At 54.0% G+C, this 18,982-nt stretch carries 13 protein-coding genes; 11 read left to right on the forward strand and 2 right to left on the reverse strand.

Translation table 11 applies throughout. From position 1 onward, the window contains the following. The first annotated feature begins 41 nt into the window (after window positions 1–41). Window positions 42–2,789, forward strand: coding sequence for a cation-translocating P-type ATPase (locus A6X21_RS04800; protein WP_068846357.1), 2,748 nt, complete (start codon window positions 42–44; stop codon window positions 2,787–2,789). A 28-nt stretch (window positions 2,790–2,817) separates the two neighbouring features. Here the strand turns inward: A6X21_RS04800 and A6X21_RS04805 are convergent, their stop codons facing one another. Together A6X21_RS04805 and uppS are read right to left on the reverse strand one after the other, a co-directional pair. Continuing rightward, on the reverse strand, window positions 2,818–3,174 hold the full coding sequence (locus A6X21_RS04805; RefSeq protein WP_068846358.1) for a hypothetical protein: 357 nt from the start codon (window positions 3,172–3,174) through the stop codon (window positions 2,818–2,820). A 25-nt stretch (window positions 3,175–3,199) separates the two neighbouring features. Then, on the reverse strand, window positions 3,200–4,015 hold the full coding sequence (uppS, locus tag A6X21_RS04810) for an undecaprenyl pyrophosphate synthase (protein ID WP_083233405.1): 816 nt from the start codon (window positions 4,013–4,015) through the stop codon (window positions 3,200–3,202). A gap of 491 nt (window positions 4,016–4,506) precedes the next feature. On the opposite strand from uppS, the gene nuoH reads away from it, so the two are divergent. The 10 genes from nuoH (at window position 4,507) to A6X21_RS04860 (ending at window position 18,953) form a co-directional block, all read left to right on the forward strand. Beyond that, the gene (gene nuoH, locus A6X21_RS04815) at window positions 4,507–5,763 is read left to right on the forward strand and encodes an NADH-quinone oxidoreductase subunit NuoH (protein WP_068846359.1); all 1,257 of its coding nucleotides are present in this window, start codon (window positions 4,507–4,509) and stop codon (window positions 5,761–5,763) included. Beyond that, window positions 5,760–6,632 carry an NADH-quinone oxidoreductase subunit J family protein gene (locus tag A6X21_RS04820; protein WP_068846360.1) on the forward strand — a complete coding sequence of 291 codons (873 nt, stop codon included), beginning with the start codon at window positions 5,760–5,762 and terminating at the stop codon, window positions 6,630–6,632. Before nuoH ends, A6X21_RS04820 begins: the two co-directional genes overlap by 4 nt. Beyond that, on the forward strand, window positions 6,629–6,931 hold the full coding sequence (nuoK, locus tag A6X21_RS04825; protein ID WP_068846361.1) for an NADH-quinone oxidoreductase subunit NuoK: 303 nt from the start codon (window positions 6,629–6,631) through the stop codon (window positions 6,929–6,931). The genes A6X21_RS04820 and nuoK overlap by 4 nt, the downstream gene beginning before the upstream one ends. A gap of 59 nt (window positions 6,932–6,990) precedes the next feature. Next, window positions 6,991–9,351 carry an NADH-quinone oxidoreductase subunit 5 family protein gene (locus A6X21_RS04830; protein WP_083233406.1) on the forward strand — a complete coding sequence of 787 codons (2,361 nt, stop codon included), beginning with the start codon at window positions 6,991–6,993 and terminating at the stop codon, window positions 9,349–9,351. A gap of 141 nt (window positions 9,352–9,492) precedes the next feature. Continuing rightward, a complete protein-coding gene (locus A6X21_RS04835) occupies window positions 9,493–11,172 on the forward strand; it encodes a complex I subunit 4 family protein (protein WP_068846362.1) in 1,680 nt (559 codons plus the stop codon). Window positions 11,173–11,286: 114 nt separating this feature from the next. Further along, the gene (locus A6X21_RS04840; RefSeq protein WP_068846363.1) at window positions 11,287–13,074 is read left to right on the forward strand and encodes an NADH-quinone oxidoreductase subunit N; all 1,788 of its coding nucleotides are present in this window, start codon (window positions 11,287–11,289) and stop codon (window positions 13,072–13,074) included. Further along, window positions 13,071–13,538, forward strand: a complete 468-nt coding sequence (locus tag A6X21_RS04845; RefSeq protein WP_068846364.1) for a hypothetical protein — start codon at window positions 13,071–13,073, stop codon at window positions 13,536–13,538. Before A6X21_RS04840 ends, A6X21_RS04845 begins: the two co-directional genes overlap by 4 nt. 413 nt (window positions 13,539–13,951) lie before the next feature. Next, window positions 13,952–15,076, forward strand: a complete 1,125-nt coding sequence (locus A6X21_RS04850; protein WP_068846365.1) for a hypothetical protein — start codon at window positions 13,952–13,954, stop codon at window positions 15,074–15,076. A 102-nt stretch (window positions 15,077–15,178) separates the two neighbouring features. After that, on the forward strand, window positions 15,179–15,661 hold the full coding sequence (locus A6X21_RS04855; RefSeq protein WP_068846366.1) for a DUF1569 domain-containing protein: 483 nt from the start codon (window positions 15,179–15,181) through the stop codon (window positions 15,659–15,661). A 145-nt stretch (window positions 15,662–15,806) separates the two neighbouring features. Further along, complete coding sequence (locus A6X21_RS04860; RefSeq protein WP_068846367.1) at window positions 15,807–18,953, forward strand: HEAT repeat domain-containing protein; 3,147 nt, start codon at window positions 15,807–15,809, stop codon at window positions 18,951–18,953. Window positions 18,954–18,982: the final 29 nt, after the last annotated feature.

Here is an 18,982-nt window from a genome sequence, read left to right on the forward strand (position 1 = left end):
GCTGACTCTGCAGCAAATGGAAGCTTGACGGAGTGTCATCCATGGTGCCATCGTTGCCGAATGCAAACACTGGCCGCAAAGACATCACTCCGGCTGATACGCAGCGAGCCGAATATGCACAGTCGGCCGAAGAAGTGCTCGCACAACTTCAGGTTTCGCTTGATCACGGATTAGCCAGCGAGGAAGTGGCCCGGCGGCAAGCCCAGTTCGGCCCCAATCGAATCAGTCAACAGCATTCCACACCGCTGTGGCTCAAGTTCATTCAGCAGTTTCATCAACCACTGATCTACCTGCTGCTGGTGGCGACGATTGTCAGTCTCAGCCTTCAGGAGTGGGTGGATGCTGCCGTCATTTTTGGCGTAGTCTTTATCAATGCCATCATTGGCTTTCTGCAGGAAACCAAAGCCGAAAAAGCGATTGATGCCCTGGGACGCATGGTCGCTGTGCAGACATCGGTTCGTCGCGATTGTCTGCGTAAAAGTGTCCCGGCAGAAACGCTGGTCCCTGGCGATATCGTGCTGATTCAAAGTGGCGACCGGGTTCCCGCCGACCTCCGGCTTTGTCTTCAAAAGAACCTGCAGGTCGAAGAAGCGGCTCTCACCGGTGAATCGGTACCAGCGACGAAACAGATCAATCCATTACCACTTCAGACCACTCTCGCTGATCGGAGAAATCTGGCATTTGCAGGGACGTTGGTGACTGCCGGGTTTGGCGAAGGTGTGGTGATTGCCACTGCCGATGCGACAGAAACCGGACAGATTGCCGGGATGATGTCGAGCACGGTCGATCTATCAACACCACTGACAAAGAATATTGCGCAGTTCAGTCGGTTGTTGATGGTGGTGATTCTGCTGCTCGCGTTCGCTGTTTTTGCGCTGGGCATTTTTCGCGGAGAGCCGGCGGCTGACGTCTTCATGGCGGCTGTGGCTCTGGCCGTCGGTGCGATTCCCGAAGGTTTACCCGCTGCTGTCACGATTGTGCTTGCGATTGGTGTCTCGCGCATGGCCCAGCGGAAAGCTGTTATTCGGAAGTTGCCCGCAGTGGAAACCCTCGGGAGTACATCGATCATCTGCTCTGACAAAACGGGCACTTTGACCCAGAACCAGATGACTTTGGTCGAGATTTATGCAGCGGGTAGCTGTTTTCACGTCTCAGGGACTGGTTATGAACCCTTGGGTGATTTCAGCCAAAGTGGGAAATCTGTCGCCCCCTGGGATCACCCGGCTTTGATTGAAGTTCTTCGCGCAGGGCTGTTGTGTAACGAATCCAATCTTCGAGAAGAGGCTGGCCTATGGGAAATTGAGGGTGACCCGACTGAAGCGGCCCTCTTGGTCGCTGCCCATAAAGCCGGATTGCATCACAGGCATCGAGAAGATCCGTGGCCTCGACATGACATGATTCCCTTCGAATCTGAGCACATGTTTCGCGCTGTACTGCATGAAACGCCTGATGAGAACCGGGTGATTTACATCATCGGGGCACTCGAACGTCTGTTACCTCGTTGCGATCAGGCTGTTAATCAGGCTGGCCAAACTGTCGAGCTCGATGCTGCTGAAATTCAAGGTCAAGCGGAAGCCATGGCCCGGCGTGGCTTACGCGTCTTGATGGTTGCTAAAGTCGCAGGAGAAGATCATCAGCAAGAACTGGAGCATGATCATGTGGCTGGGAATCTGATGTTTCTTGGATTAACGGGGATGATTGATCCCCCGCGACCGGAAGTTATCAATGCCATTCATGAATGTCAGCAAGCCCAGGTTCAAGTCAAGATGATCACGGGCGATCATGTGGCGACAGCACGCTCGATTGCCCAAAGAATCGGGATGGGTGATGAAACGTTAGTTTCGGTCACTGGGAGTGAACTGGAACAGATATCGAACGAGGATTTGCCACTTGTTGCGGAGCAAACCACCGTCTTCGCTCGTGTGGCTCCAGAGCAGAAATTGCGGCTCGTCCAGGCTTTGCAATCTCGTGGTCATATCGTGGCGATGACGGGGGATGGAGTGAATGATGCCCCGGCTTTGAAGCAGGCAGATATTGGAATTGCCATGGGAATCACCGGGACAGAGGTTGCCAAAGGGGCAGCCGCCATGATTCTGACCGATGATAACTTTGCCACGATTAAAGCCGCTGTCGAAGAAGGACGCGGCGTGTTTGACAATCTCGTCAAGTTTATCGTCTGGACACTTCCCACCAATGTGGGCGAAGCGATGGTGTTGTTTGTTGCCATCCTTCTGGCGACAGAACTACCTATCCTGCCGGTGCAACTGTTGTGGATCAATATGGCGTCATCGGTCTTGCTGGGGCTGATGCTGGTCTTTGAACCTCATGAGCAAAATCTGATGAAGCGGCCACCGCGCGATCCTCGAGAGCCCATTCTCACGTTTCCGCTCTTTATGCGGACGGGGCTTGTGTCGTTGATCATTCTGCTGGGTTCATTCTGGGTGTTTCAGATCGAACAGAGTCGTCCAGGCAACACTCTGGCTCAGGCACGTACTGCCGTCGTCAATGTGATTGTCATGGTGGAGTGTGCTTACCTGCTGAATTGCCGCTGCCTTCATCGCTCGATCTTTTCGATTGGCATTTTTTCCAATCCGTATGTCCCAGCCGGGATTGCCACGATGCTGGCGGCTCAGGTGCTGCTGACCTATCTGCCACTGATGCAGACGTTATTTGGTACAGCCTCGCTCCCGCTCGAAACTTGGCTAAGAATACTGGCCGTCGGAGTGATCGCGTTTCTGATTGTCGAGTTTGAGAAATGGCTCAGGTTTCATAACTCAAAATTGAATTAAGACTGATGGGTCAATCTCGACGATCGAACTATCCAGCTGTCTGAAACTCAGGCAGTGGATAGAGTGCGAATGGCATGGGAGGAAGTGTGCGCAGTTCCTGCAGGCGCTGAAAGCCTCTGGTGACCAGTGTTTCCATGCGGCTGCGCTCTGCGGGATCGAAATGCTCTTTGCTGAATGGACTATCGAGCTTTACGGGCTCAAAACGATCATCGAGGATGAACTGAGCCAGAAAGGGATGGCATTTCAAGTGCCGCTCGGGAGAAGTCAGCAGGTCACGAACGGGGACTTCTCCGATGATGAACCTGAGGTACAAATCGCTTTCGGAAAGATCTTCGACCTCTTCGCCGCAGACTTCGCACAGATAACCTTGATCACATTTGGCCATGAATGGATTTCCTCTCGTTGAATGATCAACGATGACATTCCGGTTGATTGAGGCCACCAAACCGGCGCTGCCTGCGTGAAAAGGCATCGAGTGCCGCATGGAGTTCGGGCTCGCGGAATTCTGGCCACAGGGTGGTGGTCACAAAAAGTTCAGCATAGCTGATCTGCCAGAGCAGAAAATTGGACAGGCGCATTTCACCGGCCGTACGAATGACAAGATCAGGCTCTGGCATCTCCCGGGTGTTCAGTCGGGCAGAAATCAAATCTTCGTCGATGGCATCGGGCGATAATCGTCCCGAGGCGACATCGTGAGCGATCCAACGCACAGCATCGACAATCTCAGCCCGGCTCCCATAATTGATGGCCAGGCACAAACGCATTCCGGTGTGAGACTCTGCAACTCGGGCTGTGGTATCGATTTCGATCAGGACATCTTCAGGAAGCTCTGTTCGGCGGCCAATGACCGAGAACTGCAGATTCTGACGAACAATTTCCGGGCGTTCGGCAATCAGAAATTCTTTGAGCAGCGCCATCAGGAAGTCGAGTTCTGATTTTGGTCTTTTCCAGTTTTCACTGCTGAGGCAATACAGCGTGAGTTGTTCGATTCCCAGCCGGACACACTCCTCCACCACACAGCGGACAGACTGAACGCCTCGGCGATGTCCTTCAATTCGCTCCAGCCCCTGCCTTTGTGCCCAGCGACCATTTCCATCCATGATGACAGCAATATGGCGCGGCCTGACGGGAGCAGCACTCTCGATGGCCAACTGGGGATCAGGACGCTGGCTGTTCGGAGCCGGTTGGGCGGGAACGTCTGCCAAGCTCGTGTGAGTGCTGACCATAGACATATCCAACAGCATCCATTGCTCTGTAAGTTTTAGCCAGACAGTGAAATTCAGCCAGGCAGTTTTCCCGAATCATTGCCCGAACCATTGAGTGGGAAACAATTTACAAACATTAATCGCGGGCGTGGTCATTCACTCTCGTGAACCAGTTTTGCTTCAAATTACTGATTCTGCACGCTCATGACAGTCTCTGGAGGGATTTTTTTCCTGGTCGATCCCGAATTCTCAATTCAAAACCATAATTCATAGAGCTGCAAACATCAGCAGGTCTGAACCCGGGTTGGCCCGCAAACAATCCCTGCGGCAATCGATATTGCCAAGGCATAGCTGGCTTGTGAGAGTGATCACAGTCTGTCATAGTCCTGATTAGGAAAACGCTTGTTTTTACGGAATTGCCGGGCTGGGACGATTCACCAGCAGGTCAGTTGCAGGTGGCGTGAATCGCCATCTGAGAACACCATTGAGTTGGATCGGAATTGGGTTGGCTGATGGCCATTTTGGCAACAGGATTGACACTGGAGCAGTTCCTGTCGGGTTATGCCGGTGAGTTTACAGGATTTCTGCTCGCAGTCCTGATTCACACGCTACTGCTGTTCCACGTCTTTGCAGTTTCGCCAGCATTTTTTATCTGGCTCGAACGAAAAGTTTCCGGACGAATTCAAGATCGTCTGGGGCCGACACGTGTGGGCGGAAAGTTCGGCTGGCTGCAATCGGTTGCCGATGGAATCAAGCTGATTCAAAAAGAAGATCTCGCACCGGCGGCTGCCGATCAATGGCTCTTTCGGTTGGCCCCGTATCTGGCACTGGTCGCCTCGTTTACCGTCTTTATGGTCCTCCCGTTTTCACGCGGGTGGGCTGCTGTGATCATCGAATCGAGTGTGTTTCTCGCACTGGCGATTATCTCGCTGGAAGTTCTGGGGATTATTCTGGCCGGCTGGTCGAGTGGCTCGAAGTGGGCACTTTTTGGCTCGATGCGAGAAGCTGCCCAGATGGTGAGTTACGAAATCCCCCTCGCGTTGTGTGCCCTGATTCCTGTTATGGCTGTGGGCTCTTTAAACTTTGTCACGATTGCCGAAGTTCAGAGCGGGTTCTTTCTGACGAACTGGCTGATCTTTCATGATCCATTCACGTTTGTGGCTTTCTTTGTTTACTTCACAGTGGCGATTGCCAGTGTGAAACGAGCTCCTTTCGATCTTGCGGAAGCTGAAAGTGAACTCGTCGCGGGTTTTCATACGGAATACAGCGGTATGCGCTGGTCGTATTTTTTCCTCGCTGAGTACGCGAGTATGTTGAGTGTCAGTTGTGTGGCCGTGCTGCTCTTTCTTGGCGGATGGTGGAGCGGGACAGGTCTTGAAGACTTGCTGGCACCTGTTCGAAACTGGGGCCAGAATTTTCCCGTGCAGGGCTTTTCTGCCGGGAACTATGCTCTGAATCTATTGGGGGCTCACATCTTCCTGTTCAAGGCCAGTCTGCTGGTGACGGTGCAAATCTGGGTGAGGTGGACGCTCCCCCGGTTGCGTATCGATCAGGTGATGACGACTTGCCTGAAGTATCTGATTCCAATCAGTTGTGCTCTCTTTCTGGGAGCATCGCTGTGGCCCTTGACTCTGACAACGATTCTGGGCCGCCCCATGCTGCTGGGCAGGCCTGTGGGCGATCGTTTGTATGAGGCCAGTCACTATTCGTCATCGCCTGCTGCCACCAATGTCACCAGAACCCCTGCGGCTGAGGAGGTGGTGCGATGACAGTGCTGCAGTTTCTGTTTGCCGTCTTTGCCAGCACCACCTGCCTGGGGGCGGTCATGGTGGCCCTGACGCAGAACATTGTGCGTATGGCGTTCTGGCTGATGGTCTCTGTCGCTTCGGCTGCGGGTTTGTTCTTCCTCCTCCATGCTGATTTTCTCGCTGCGGCCCAGTTGCTGGTCTATCTGGGAGGAACCGTGGTGATTCTCGTATTCGGGGTCATGCTGACTGCCGGTGGACGCACCAGATCTCTTTCTCCAACTGGTGGTGAAACAATTGTGGCAGCGGCATTGGCCCTGTCGCTGATCATGCTGTTGCTCTTTACTGTCGGTTCGGTGGATTGGGAACGGCTGAATACAATCGCAAAAACAGGCCAGGTTTCGCCGACTGCTGCACAGCCGAAAAATGAGGCCGAACCTCAGCTCACTGAAAGTTCTCCGACGGGTGATGAAAATTCGCCAGTACTGGGGGCAGGCCGGAAAGGAGATACTGGCCATGCTCTGGGAAGTGCCATGATCGGTTTTCGACCTCAGTGGAATCGCGAAAATCAGCTTGTTCTGGGAACTGGCTATTTGCTTCCTTTTGAAATCATCTCCGTTCATCTGCTGGTTGTCTTGATTGGAGCTGCTTATCTCGCCCGAGCCAAGCGGCAGCTCCCTTCTTCCAGGCGAAGTCCAGATGCCACCTCGACCTCTTTGTTGTGGGATCAAGACTCGGCACAGCTTGACAGTTCAGGTTCAGCGAATCCCGCGCTGAGTCAGTCTTCACCCGTCCGGGATGACTTGTCGCGCAGCCAGAATCTTGTTTCAGGAACCGGATTCTCGATGTTTACCAGCGATCCCCAATCCCCAAACTCAGGAGAGGTATCATGAGTCTGGGAGCTTATCTCGCGGTCTCAGCCGTACTTTTTGCCTCCGGGCTGACATGCATGATGACCAAGCGACATGCTCTGGGTGTGCTGATGGGTGTCGAATTGATTCTCAACTCGGCCTGTCTCAATCTCATTGCTTTTGCCCGCTATACCAGTTTAGGGATTGATGGGCAGGTCTTTGCTCTGTTTGTCATCGTGATTGCTGCCGCCGAGGCGGCCGTGGCCCTGGCGATTGCCTTGAATTACTACAATAACTTCCTCACGGTTGATGTCGATCGGGGTGACGAGTTAAAGCGATAAACGAATTCCTGTTGGGAAACTTCCACCTTACCTTTTGACGCAACGGTCCGACGATAACTGTGACTGCCGATTCACTGATCATTACCTGCCTGATGCTTGCCTGGCTCCTCCCATTTGCGGGATGTGTGGTGATCACGGTGCTGCGCCTGAAGTTAAGTCGGCTCTCGGCAGTTCCGGGCTGGATCGGGACTGGCTCGTTACTGGTCGCCTTCTGCCTGAGCCTGTTCAGCGCAGGTCTCTGGCTGATGACGAGCCCTGCTGAGACTGCTGCCAGTAGTGTGTCGGCTGAAGAGACTCCTGGAATACAAGCAGCGAAAGTGGGTGATGATGCTGCTCATGAAACTGGGTATTCCCCACAAAGGCGACTGGTCGGGCACTGGTACTCACTGGCGAAATTCGGCGAGATCGATTTTCCGCTGGGTTATGCGATTGACGCGTTGACTGTGCTGATGTTTGTCCTCGTGACCATGATTTCACTGGCAGTGCATGCTTACTCGCTGGTTTACATGGCCGACGAACAGACAGAAAGCTATCAGGATCATCATCTCGATCATTCCCCAGGTGAAACTCCAGAGCGACCGGGCCGCTTTGCCCATTTCTATGCGGCCTTAGGCTTGTTTACCTTTGCCATGCTGGGGATTGTCCTGGCGAATGGTCTGCTGCAGATTTTTATTTTCTGGGAACTGGTCGGCTTCTCGAGCTACCTGCTGATTGGCTTCTATCACGAGCGGCGTACCGCCCGACTGGCATCGATGAAAGCCTTTCTCATGAATCGCGTGGGAGACGTGGGCTTCGTCCTCGGGATGACGATCCTGCTGGTGACTTGTGGCACACTTCTGCTGTACCCGGTGCATGACTTGAATGGAAACACTTCCGGCAGCGCGCCAATGGCTTTGCCAGAAGCTTTCCAGGCAGCCGTCGAGAAGGTTGTTCCATCAGAGGAAAATCACCAGCCCACAGATCTGTTGCCCTCAGGACAGGGGATCAGCTATGCGTTGCTGGTGGCTGCCGGTTTGGGTCTGCTCGCGGGTTGTGTGGGCAAAAGTGCCCAGTTTCCTTTGCATACCTGGCTGGCAGATGCCATGGAAGGTCCGACGCCTGTATCGGCTCTGGTTCACTCGGCGACGATGGTTGCGGCTGGAGTTTATCTCGCCGCCAGAATTGCTCCGCTATTGCTTCCTGAGGCATTGTTGCTGCTGGCTTATGTGGGTGTGGTAACCTTGCTGCTGGGAGCCAGCATGGCGATTGTTGCCCGTGACCTGAAACTCGTTCTCGCACATTCCACGATCAGTCAACTGGGGCTCATGCTTTTAGGGATCGGTGTCGGTGCCTGGGAAGCAGCGATTTTTCATCTGATCACCCATGCCTTCTTCAAATCGCTGTTGTTCCTTGGGGCCGGCAGCGTGATTCATACCACACATCATGAGCAGGATCTGGAAAAACTGGGTGGGTTAAGGGCCCACCTGCCGCTGACATCATTGACGATGCTCATTGGAGTGATTGCTCTTTCGGGGCTGGCTGTCCCTTATGTGACCATTTTTGGAGAGAGCCTGGGCTTTTCGGGGTTTCATTCCAAAGACGCCATTGTCTCGGGGGCGATGGCGTTTGTGCTGAAGAATCCCCATCACATTCTGCTCTTAATCAGTGTGCTGCTGGGTGCCTGCCTGACTGCGGCTTACAGTCTGCGTTTATGGCTTAAGCTCTTTGCTCGCGATACGCCTGTGGATCCTGCTCTGCAGCAGGTTCACGAAGGCCCCTGGCTGATGACATGGCCGCTCGTGGTGCTGGCGTTCTTCGCAGCGTTCTGCGCACTGGGAGGTGAAGAGGGGCTTGTTTCCACATTGGTTGAAGCAAGTCTGAGCCCGGCCCCGGCCTGGTTCAGCGGCTCGACTGATGAAGTGGTTTCCATTCAATGGACGAATGCGAGTGATCGCCATGCTGTTCATGGGACGGCCGGTGCCATGGCTTTGGCCGCCGCCTGGCTGGGAGCTTTGATTGCGTGGGCACTGTATGGATTGCGGGCGATCTCATCAAAAGATCTGTCGCGTCAGTTGACGCCTCTGGTCAGGCTGGCGAGTCATCGCTGGCACTTCGATACGCTCTACCGTGGATTTCTCGTACTGCCGATTCTGAATCTGGCCAGACACACCGCCTGGATCGACCGAATTCTCATTGATCCATTCATTGATGGCTGTGCCCGCTTCAGTGAGCGATTTTCTCACGCCAGCCAATGGTTCGATGAGGCGATGATTAACCGCTTTTTTGACAATATGGCCAGCAGTGTCTGGGCCTGGGGGTTGTCACTGAGAAAGGCACAGACGGGGCATATTCGCCAGTATGTCCTGCTGGCCACAATGGCTGTGATTGTGCTGTTTTTGATTCTGTTTGCGTGGATGCCAGGAGGCCGGGCCGGGCCCTGATGGGTATTTCCTGTGAATCTGCTAAAACCTTAGAAGTCGTTGTTCACAAAAATGAGTCGCTGTAGAAACAGGCCCTGGAACTTGCAGGGCGTTAATCTTCACTGAAGTAATCTCTTTCCTTTACGAAATATTGCCGACCCCATGTTTGCCGACCCACAATTCCTGATGAGCTGTGCTCTGTTCCTGCCTGTCCTGTGGGGTCTGGGTCTGTTTGGTTTTCCATCCAGAGCTGTGAGTGCGATTCGCTGGTATGCACTGGCCGGGGCCTGCTGCGAGCTGGCGATTACGGTGCAACTGGCTGGAGTTGCTCTGGGTTGGATCGACGCGTCACCCGCAGTGAATGCATCGGCAACGAGTTTAAGAAACGACATTCTGCTGGGCATGAGCCTCCCCTGGATTCCTACCTGGAATGTGAATTACTCGCTGGGAGTGGATGGCTTCAGCCTGCCACTCATTCTCTTGACCTCGCTGATCTTTGCCCTTTCGATCGTGGCATCATGGAGTATTAAAACTCACATTCGAGGCTTTCTGTTTCTGCTGTTACTGCTGGAAACAGGGGTCATGGGCGTCTTTCTGGCCCTGGATTTCTTTCTGTTTTTTGTCATGTGGGAAGTGATGCTGCTCCCGATGTATTTTCTCATCGGCCTGTGGGGTGGCCCGCGCCGGGAGTATGCCGCGATAAAATTCTTCCTGTACACGCTGGCTGGTGGCGTTTGTCTGCTGATGGCGATGCTGATGGTCTATTCCGCTTCGGGAGGAAGTTTTGATCTGCTCGAACTGGCTCGCATGGCTCAGGGGCAGGCACCACAGCCGGGAATGGATCTGGATCAGGGAATGGCGTTGACGGCAGCCATGGGCGATACCAGCCTGCAATGGAGAGTCTTCGTGCTCCTCCTGATTGCCTTTTTGATTAAGCTGCCGGCTGTTCCGCTGCATACCTGGCTACCGGATGCTCACGTCGAAGCTCCGACTCCTGTGAGTATGATCCTCGCGGGGATTCTCCTGAAGCTGGGTGGATATGGCTTTTTGCGAATTGCGATTCCGATCTGCCCACTGGGGTTTGCCGAATGGGCCTGGTTCATGGTGGCGCTCGGCGTGTTCTGTGTGCTCTATGGTGCCCTGGCAGCGCTGGCTCAGAGCGATTTCAAACGATTAGTGGCGTACAGCTCGGTCAGCCATATGGGCTACGTGCTGATGGGTCTGGGAGCTTTTCGTTTTCAGGAATTGACCGGGGCTGTCCTGAACCCTGATTTTTCGACCATGGGACTTTCGGCGGCCACCTTCCAGATGGTGGCTCACGGGATTGTCTCTGCCGGGATGTTCTTTGTTGTGGGTGTCCTTTATGACCGTGTCAAACATCGCGATCTCCGTCAATTTGGCGGAATTGCCAGCCTGCAGCCTCACTTCTCAGCGATCGCTGCGGGGATTTTCTTCGCTGGACTGGGCTTGCCGGGTCTGTGCGGGTTTATCGGTGAAGCCTTCTCGATCTTTTCGGTCTGGCATGTGGATCGATTCTTCTCGGTCGGCGGTGCTCTGGGGATGATTCTGACGGCAGGTTACATTCTCTGGGCGTTGCAGCGGGTTTATCTTGGGCCTACTTACACCGGCCCCAATCGCGAGTATCTGACAGAGATCAATTTTCGAGAATATACCGTTGGCTATCTCCTCCTGGCTTTTGCCATTGGCCTCGGTGTCTATCCTGCAATAGCCCTCAACGTGATTGAACCCGCTTCCCGCCAACTGGTGCAACAGATCAGTGGCAGCCAGGAACGACAACTTTCTTTGAACCGAGCCAGTATTGAATCGCCGCTGGACAAATAACGTATCCACAGCGGCAGCCTCACGACGCCTTCGTATCCCTGAGAACAAACTCAAACGCAGCCTGACAGATGACCTTGAGAGTCTGATCCATTTATTGAACCGGCCTTGAGCGATATGAAACTCGACGACCTCTTCGCTGACTTTCTGGCCAATGGGACGGGCCGCGCTTTAGTGCTGCTGGCCCCGGAACTGTTGCTATGTGCGACAATCATCGCCACGCTCCTGTGGCGTTTATTGAATCTGGACCGGTATGTCCCAGTCGCAGCGATTGCGACGTTGGGTGTCGTGGTCTCTTTAGGTTGGGCTGGCTGGCAACTTCAGGCGAGTATTTTTCAGCTCCAGCCGGCGGAGATTCTGTTTACGGGGATGATCCGGCTGGATCGATTTGCCCTGTTTCTTAGGGTTTATCTGCTGCTGTTTCTCGTTTTGCAGATTGTGCTGACCACGCTGGGGGGCATTCCCGATCAGGAAGACAGCCCGGATTTTTACACCATGCTCTGTGGTGCGGTCGTGGGTCTGCTCCTGATGACGAGTGCCCATCATTTGCTTTTGGTTTTTCTGGCTCTCGAAATGTCGAGTGTCCCGGGTTATGTACTGGCCGGTTTTCTCAAAGGTCGCCGGCAATCGAGTGAGGCGGCTCTCAAGTTTGTGATCTTTGGTTCTGCTTCGGCAGGGCTGCTGCTGTTTGGGGTGACGCTGATTTGTGGATTGGCCGGGACTGGCGATCTTTCTCTGGTGGGCTCTCGGCTGGAAGCTGTGATTTCGATCGATGGCGCGACTCTGGCGAATCCTGCCTTGCGGACCTTGCTGCTAGCACTGGTCATGATCTTTGCAGGAATGGCATTCAAGCTGAGTCTCGTCCCTTTTCACTTCTGGTGCCCGGATGTCTTCCATGGTGCTGCTGCGGAAGTGGGTGCCTTTTTGTCGATTGCTTCCAAAGGGGCCACATTGGCACTCCTCGTACGGCTGGTGCTGGGCATGGTGGCAGGTGGCGAACTGGAAGCTTTCTGGAATCTGCTGGCGCAGGGCCTGGGAATTATCGCGGCGATCACGATCACATTCGGGAACCTGGCTGCGTTTGGGCAAACCAATATCAAACGACTGATGGCCTATTCGACGATTGCTCATGCCGGCTACCTGCTGATCCCGATTGCTGTGCTGGCAATTCCGGCTCTGGCGGGTGTCGATCAGATCGCCAGCACGGTGACGGTGGCACCTTCAACCAGCGATGTTCTGCAAACTCAGGGGGTAGTTGCCAGCAGTGTGGCCGTTCGAGCTGTCGAGTCAATGCTCTATTACATCGTGGTGACACTGTTTATGAATCTGGGAGTTTTCTCCTGTTTGATTCTCGTGCGGAACCAGACGCTGGGAGAATCGATTGACGACTTCCGCGGGCTGGCCAGTCAGACGCCTGTACTGGCTGTGGCCATGTCACTCTCGCTGGCCAGTCTGATTGGTTTGCCACCGACTGGCGGATTTGTCGCCAAGCTCATGTTGTTCTCAAGTCTGTACGATGCAGGGGCGAAGCTCCCGTTGTTTTATGCGGTGCTGATTGTGGGTGTGGTTAATATCCTGCTCAGTCTGCTGGTCTATCTGAAGCTGTTCCGGGCCATGTTCTTTGATCAGCCCGTGGAAGGGGCTCCACCTGTGCGTATCGCTCCGTTTTCCATGGCGACGATGTTTGTTGTCACGGTGAGTATTCCTGTACTCTCGTTAGGAATCGACGTCTCAGGATTGAGCCGCCTTTCACGCGATGCGGCTGTCTCGCTATGGGATCAAACTCAAGATGAGAGCGGTAAAACTTCCAGCCAGGTTTCCCAATTGAATGAGACGCCAGTTGCCGGGGAATCGATGCAGGGCAATTCTGTGTCCGGTGGATTGAACAATGGAGATCACCAGTGACTGCGAACTCGCCGGCACATCGCCAACTGATTCATCATAATCGCAGTCTGAGTGAGCTGGCGGTGCAGCTCAAGCGAAGTTTTTTGCAATACCTGGCTTACACATCGCCTTACATACCGCCTGAGGCCCATTCGATCTGGAGAACACTCGGACAATTGGCGGAGACACAATTGTCACACGCTGAGGCGATCCTTGATCTATTGTCTGACCGACGTTTTGTGGCTCTCGACAGCGCTTTCCCTATGGAGTTTGCCACACATCATTACGTGTCGTTGAACTATCTTTTGGGGCCGCTGTGCCTGGATCAACAGCAACGGGCCAGCCTGGCCCGACAGGCTGCCCATGAGTTGATGGACGATGTGGATGCTCGACCATTGCTGGAGCGGATTGCCTCTGGAGAAGTGTTGATCTCACAGGAGATCGAGAAGCTGCAGCAGGCCATTGCGCAGAATCAACGTGCATGAGATGCAACTTCAATATCCGGGAAAGTGATTTCATCCGGGCGTTGTTTCTGTTCATCCGGGATCACATCAATTCCTGCACCAGTTCTTCAGTTTGTTGATTGATCATCCATCAAATTTCTTTTGAAATCCCTTCTGACAGCACTGAGAAAGTTGATAATTTTTGAAGGCTTTCTCAGGAGTGCGGATTGACTTTTCCATAGGAAAATGCGGTTGAAAGAAAATCTGAAATCCTCATTTGTCGTCATCGATGTTTGTGGTTAGACTCCTCGCCTTGCACGGACGCTCACGGGGCCACGGCTGGCCATTTTTTCTCTTTGCCTGCTATCCCGATTTCTCGTGAAGCATTCAGTTATTTTGCTCATCTGCAAAATTCGATGCTCTGCTTTCCCTCGAGATGCCGATGAGATCGCTTCATGCCGCTGATGTGGGATGTCGCCCCGAGTGCTGCAGTTTCTGCTGACTCTTTGCCAGAGCTTCCTTCATCGGCAGGGCCGCAAGTTTCCAGCGTTGATCTATCTTTTGTTCGAGCTGCTCACCCCCCTGCTGTCGATGTGTTAGGTCCAGCGCTGAATGCTGCCATCCGGCTGTGGAATTGCCCTGCACCCTGGTTTGTGACGGGTGCTCCAGAAGCCTTACAGAAGACATTTCTCGCTCAAGGTGATTCTCCGCCACATCATTTGAGTTTGGCCTGGAGTCAGCACGATTGGTGGGTCATACCGCCCGTGACAGAGCAGGCACTGGAGCAACTGGCGAGCCGACTTTCTTTTGAGGCAGATCCACCGAAAGTAAATCAATCGACCAAAACATGCCTTTCTGGTCGGCCAGCCGTGGTGATCGATCACTACAGTCAGGCCCTACTGCTGCAGAGTGTCTGGAGTACCACAAACTTCAATACACCTCTGACAGTCGCTTTGTCGATCCGGCTGGTGGATCGAGGCGAAGGAGTCAGGATCGGGCATGACTTGAAAGATCTGCTGCTGGGTGTGGGTCGTATGCCCGGGTTGAAAATCGAAGCGATCTGGGGTGACTTTTCCTGGTTGTCCGAAAGTGAAGTGCCGGGAGGACTCTCACTGATGCAACTGGCGGCCCGGCAACTTGCCGACGTGGCCAACATCAACCTGCCTCCAATCTGCCACGAACTACCACAAAAGTTCTGGCCACTTGTTGATTGTGTCGAGAGTGCACCGACCATCCCTCAATCCCTTTTCTCCTACTCCTTTCCAAGCTGGTGGAACATGCTGCAAAAGACGAGTGCAGTCCCATTGGCTCTGTTGCAGGGGGCTGTAATCAGTCGCCCCACAATTCAGACAGCCGTGTTGAATCTCGGGTCCAAGCATTTCCATGACATTGGCTGGGGAGAGCTGACAAAGATCAGTGCCTGCCCATCCCTGCGATTGCTGCAGGATGCTGGAGCAAAATGTCAGAGGTTACTGGCTGAAAAATCGCTTTGGGAACTTTCACCAGAGGCTGGTGATTTACGAATTGGCCATGCCGCGACGTGTATTCCCATTTCCGGGGCTTTTTCATCTCTTGGTTGAACGAATGCATTGTCACTCATCAAATTGAATAACCTGAGAGTGATGAGCGATTCACCAGATTTTTGCCATTTGCACTCGGGCTGCTGACTGAGAGTGAGCATCATGCCTGTATCGAACATTCGCCGAAGGTCACTCCACTTTGAGAACCTGCAACAGGCTCTTGAAGATGCCGAAACCATTCTTCACGCACCTGAAGGCTATTTTACGACTGGCCAATGGTCAGCAGGACAAATTCTTGACCATCTGGCTTTCTGGGTCGAACGGCCTGTCGATGGCTTTCCCTTTCAGTTGCCTTGGATTTTGAGATGGTTTGGCCCACTGATGAAGCGCACCATGCTCGAACAACCGATGCGTCCAGGATTTCGGTGGCGAGGTCAGATCGCACTCCTGGCGACACCTCAGATGGAAGTCGAAACAGAAGCGGGTCTGGCACATTTTCGTCGTGCAATTGAACGCTTTGAAGCAGGCCCTCTCTTGCCTCGAAGTCCGGCTTTTGGCCCAATGTCTCGCGAGGATTGGACACAACTGCAATGCCGCCATGCCGAATTGCACCTTTCGTTTCTCCATCCCCAGTCTTCCCTATGACAGCCTGCATCCTGAATTCGTTGTGGCTGCGGTCGATCGATGGGTGAGTCGGTCTTCACTCAATCCGTCCAAAGAGCGTAAACTCCGATGATGAGCCCAGAGTGCCAATTGGCAGTCGTGGCGATGTTCCAGGAGGAGACCGGCCATGGATGGCGGGCCAGATCAGCCCGAAAAGACTGCAGCCCAAGGGGTTTTCGTCCCCTCTTGCGCAGTGACAGTTCGTGGCAGAATGGGAAGCTCTCGATGTCTGGGGCGATTGTTGATTCTGGTGACTTTGGTAGTGTGCGGGCTTCTGGAAGGCTGCAAGATACTGGAAGCCCCTACCTTTCTCGATGGACTTCGGACAGTTGTCGGAATCACCACACCCGATGTGAGTGATGCAGAAGCTGCTGCAAAATCACCAGAGAAGAGCTCAGCCGCAAATGATCCGAAGGCCACAGCGACAAAGACAACAGAGCCGGCTGGCTCGAAAGAGTCCACTCAGCCGACCATTACCTTGCCGGGATCAAAAGCTGGTCAATCCGCAGTGGTCGATGATGGTTCCGCCTCACCTTTGATCCTGCACTATCGCCAGAAGTTTGCTCTCGATGCGTGGCAAAAAGCTTATGATGCCACGCCTGTTATCCAGCAGAGCTGGCAACTCATCAGCCGGAGTTCTGCGACGGATTTGCCAGTGCATGCCAACCTGCCGAGGAATGCCCAATTCCAATCGGGTCAGATCCACTCCAGTCATCAATGGCCCAGCTACTTTCGATACATTGTGCGGGATAAAGACAGTGCCGCCTCGGCTGCCACCGGGAAGCCTGCAAGAACACTGACGGCCGATGTCACCTGGCTGGCGATGAGGCAGTCTGCTGATGCCAAGGCTCAACTTCAGCCTGCGGTTTCCGAATTACCATCCAGCACGACTACTCCGGCCACAGAAGCCAGCGAGACGCCGGTGGAAGATCAGGCCACAAATCAACGATCCGATCCGGCCAGATTAAGCACCTCAGAACTTCGAGCCAGTCTCGAGGCCTTGAAGACCATGCTCGCAGCTCGAGAGTTGGCAGGTGTTAATGCCGCCATTCTTCTATCGAACCATGAGCCCCAGCGCGCTGCAGAACTGATCGCTCCTTTGGGAGAAATTGTGGTCGATGGCCGCATTCGCCTGAAGGGAGAGTCCGTGACGATGTCTCCGCGGCTGCGAGCTGCTGCAGCCGAGGCCTGGTGCCGGATGCTTTTGGAAAAACCAGGGGAACCTGAACTCAGGCTGTTGCCCGCTGGTGAACTGCTGAAGCAGGATTCGCTGGCTGGAGAGGTCAAAGTCGTGTTATGGCAAATGCTGGCACAGAGAATTCTGCCAGATCGATTGCCCGGGCTGGCCGACGCGATTAACGAACAGCAAGGTGATCTTCCCTTAAGACAGGGGGCCTATGAAGCCTGTCTGATTTTTGCAACGATGCAGAAACTTGAGCAAGGTCTTCTGCCGCAGCATGAAATGCGTACCGTTCAAGCGGCCCATGTAAGTGATCCTCAACTGTCCGATTGGCCGGAAGGGATGTCGCTGGCCCGATTTGATCGCGATCCAATGATTCGTCGGCTGTATGGTCGCTGGCTGGCGTTGCTCAATCATGATCAGGCCTGTGCGATTGCTCTGGCGCAGGGACAGGATGCCGACTTACGTGTGGCAGACGATGCGATTTTGAACCTCGGGTTACTGACTGCCGCCGAAGCACAACAAGCGTTGGAAAAATTCGTGCGTTCTGCCAATGAGAATCAGCAGACTCTGGCTGCGATGGCCATCTCACTTCGGCAACCTGAACGGCTCGCGGAGTTTCTCAACCCTCCGGCAGGGCAGACTTCGACACCTCGATTTCGAGCTGCTGTTGTGAGTCAGTTTGGTCGTTACCCTTCATTGACCAATGCGATGCTGCTCAGGCCTTCGATTCGTGATCGCAGTCTCGATGTGCAACTGGCACTGGCAAAACTTCTTGCCGACTGGCCGATGGAACTCGCTTCGCCATTACTTCTGGAAATATTGACAGATGGTTCCGGCCCTGCCCGTGAAGAGGCCTTGCGTTCGATCTCGGCACATTTGGGGTATTCGCCAGTCTTTCCGATCCATGGGCCCAGAGATGAACGAATCTTGGCTGTGAAGGAGCTTTCGCGTGTACAGGGCTTACCAGCGACATGGCTGAATACCGCCCATGCCCACGTGAATGATTCCACAGGACGAGCCGGTTCCGACAGTGCAGCAAACACCGTTGCTCTGATGGCCAATTCTGTTCCTGCTGCAAGAAGTGAATGGTCCGTGGGTGAGCTGCAAAGTGAACTTTCGACAATTGTTAAACTTCCCCAGGGAAGCAGTGAGAGGTTGGATCGAACCGAATTTCTGGCCAGGTCTTTGCCAGCCAGTCTTCCTGTACTGACTGATGCCGCCATGAGGCTTCCCCCCGAGCAACTGACAGAGATTGCCCGTGAAATTTTTGCCCAAGCCGACGAGGCGGTGAAACTGGTGCTCGACATGAATGCCAACGATGTCCTCGCGCGTCGTCAGTCGGCCAGTGCTCTGAGGCAACTGGCGGCCTCACAAAATCCCGGGCGTATCGCCGTCAAACTACTGCAGGAAAAACTGCGAACAGAACAGGATCAGCAGGTCTGGCAGGAAGTCATGCGGGCGATTGACCGCGAATCGACTCCAGAAGCGGCTGCGCTGGCCCAGATGGCTATTCATCATCATTGGCCCGATATTCGACTGTGTGGTTGCCAGTATGTGCTGAAGCATCCCGCGATCGAAAGGGGCTTATGGCTGGCCCCTGTGATTGAAGACCCTCATCGTCCGGTGCGTCTGGCAGCAATTGAGGCCGCTGGTGTCTGTGGGAATCCCCAGTTGATCGAAGGCCTGCCTGTGAATGATGGTTCACGGGTCGGTGCACTGCGACCACTTCTGCAATCCACAGATCATGAGCTGATGGAAACAGCACTCGTCGCTTTGGTGCGCCTCAGAGATGATCAGGCGATGGCTGAATTGTTAAGGCGCAGTCGTCATGACAATCCGCGAGCCCGCTTGCAGGCTGTGGAACTGATTCGACAAACCGGTCAGCCTCGTTTCGTGGATCCACTGATCGAGCAACTCTGGACAGAGAAAACGGATTCAGTGATTGTCGAAATCCTGCGGACACTCGAAGAACTCGTTCCGCCCCATGATCAACCGGTGTTTGATACGAGGTTGGGTTATCCCACACGGCAGATGAAGATCGATGCGTGGGCGAAGTGGTTGGCCGATCAAAAAAACCGTCGCTCCGAGTAATGTGCTCGCCAAAACGACTGCCTGATGTG

Origin of the sequence: Planctopirus hydrillae (assembly GCF_001707835.1) — a bacterium.
Taxonomy (GTDB): Bacteria; Planctomycetota; Planctomycetia; order Planctomycetales; family Planctomycetaceae; genus Planctopirus; species Planctopirus hydrillae.

What these genes read in the sequence shown, in the direction of transcription:
- A6X21_RS04835 (WP_068846362.1), top strand. Translation starts at nt 9,493, where the DNA reads ATGTTTGCCGACCCACAATTCCTGATGAGCTGTGCTCTGTTCCTGCCT.
- A6X21_RS04820 (WP_068846360.1), top strand. Translation starts at nt 5,760, where the DNA reads ATGACAGTGCTGCAGTTTCTGTTTGCCGTCTTTGCCAGCACCACCTGC.
- uppS (WP_083233405.1), bottom strand. Translation starts at nt 4,015, where the DNA reads ATGGTCAGCACTCACACGAGCTTGGCAGACGTTCCCGCCCAACCGGCT.
- A6X21_RS04840 (WP_068846363.1), top strand. Translation starts at nt 11,287, where the DNA reads ATGAAACTCGACGACCTCTTCGCTGACTTTCTGGCCAATGGGACGGGC.
- A6X21_RS04860 (WP_068846367.1), top strand. Translation starts at nt 15,807, where the DNA reads ATGGATGGCGGGCCAGATCAGCCCGAAAAGACTGCAGCCCAAGGGGTT.
- A6X21_RS04805 (WP_068846358.1), bottom strand. Translation starts at nt 3,174, where the DNA reads ATGGCCAAATGTGATCAAGGTTATCTGTGCGAAGTCTGCGGCGAAGAG.
- nuoK (WP_068846361.1), top strand. Translation starts at nt 6,629, where the DNA reads ATGAGTCTGGGAGCTTATCTCGCGGTCTCAGCCGTACTTTTTGCCTCC.
- nuoH (WP_068846359.1), top strand. Translation starts at nt 4,507, where the DNA reads ATGGCCATTTTGGCAACAGGATTGACACTGGAGCAGTTCCTGTCGGGT.
- A6X21_RS04855 (WP_068846366.1), top strand. Translation starts at nt 15,179, where the DNA reads ATGCCTGTATCGAACATTCGCCGAAGGTCACTCCACTTTGAGAACCTG.
- A6X21_RS04800 (WP_068846357.1), top strand. Translation starts at nt 42, where the DNA reads ATGGTGCCATCGTTGCCGAATGCAAACACTGGCCGCAAAGACATCACT.
- A6X21_RS04850 (WP_068846365.1), top strand. Translation starts at nt 13,952, where the DNA reads ATGCCGCTGATGTGGGATGTCGCCCCGAGTGCTGCAGTTTCTGCTGAC.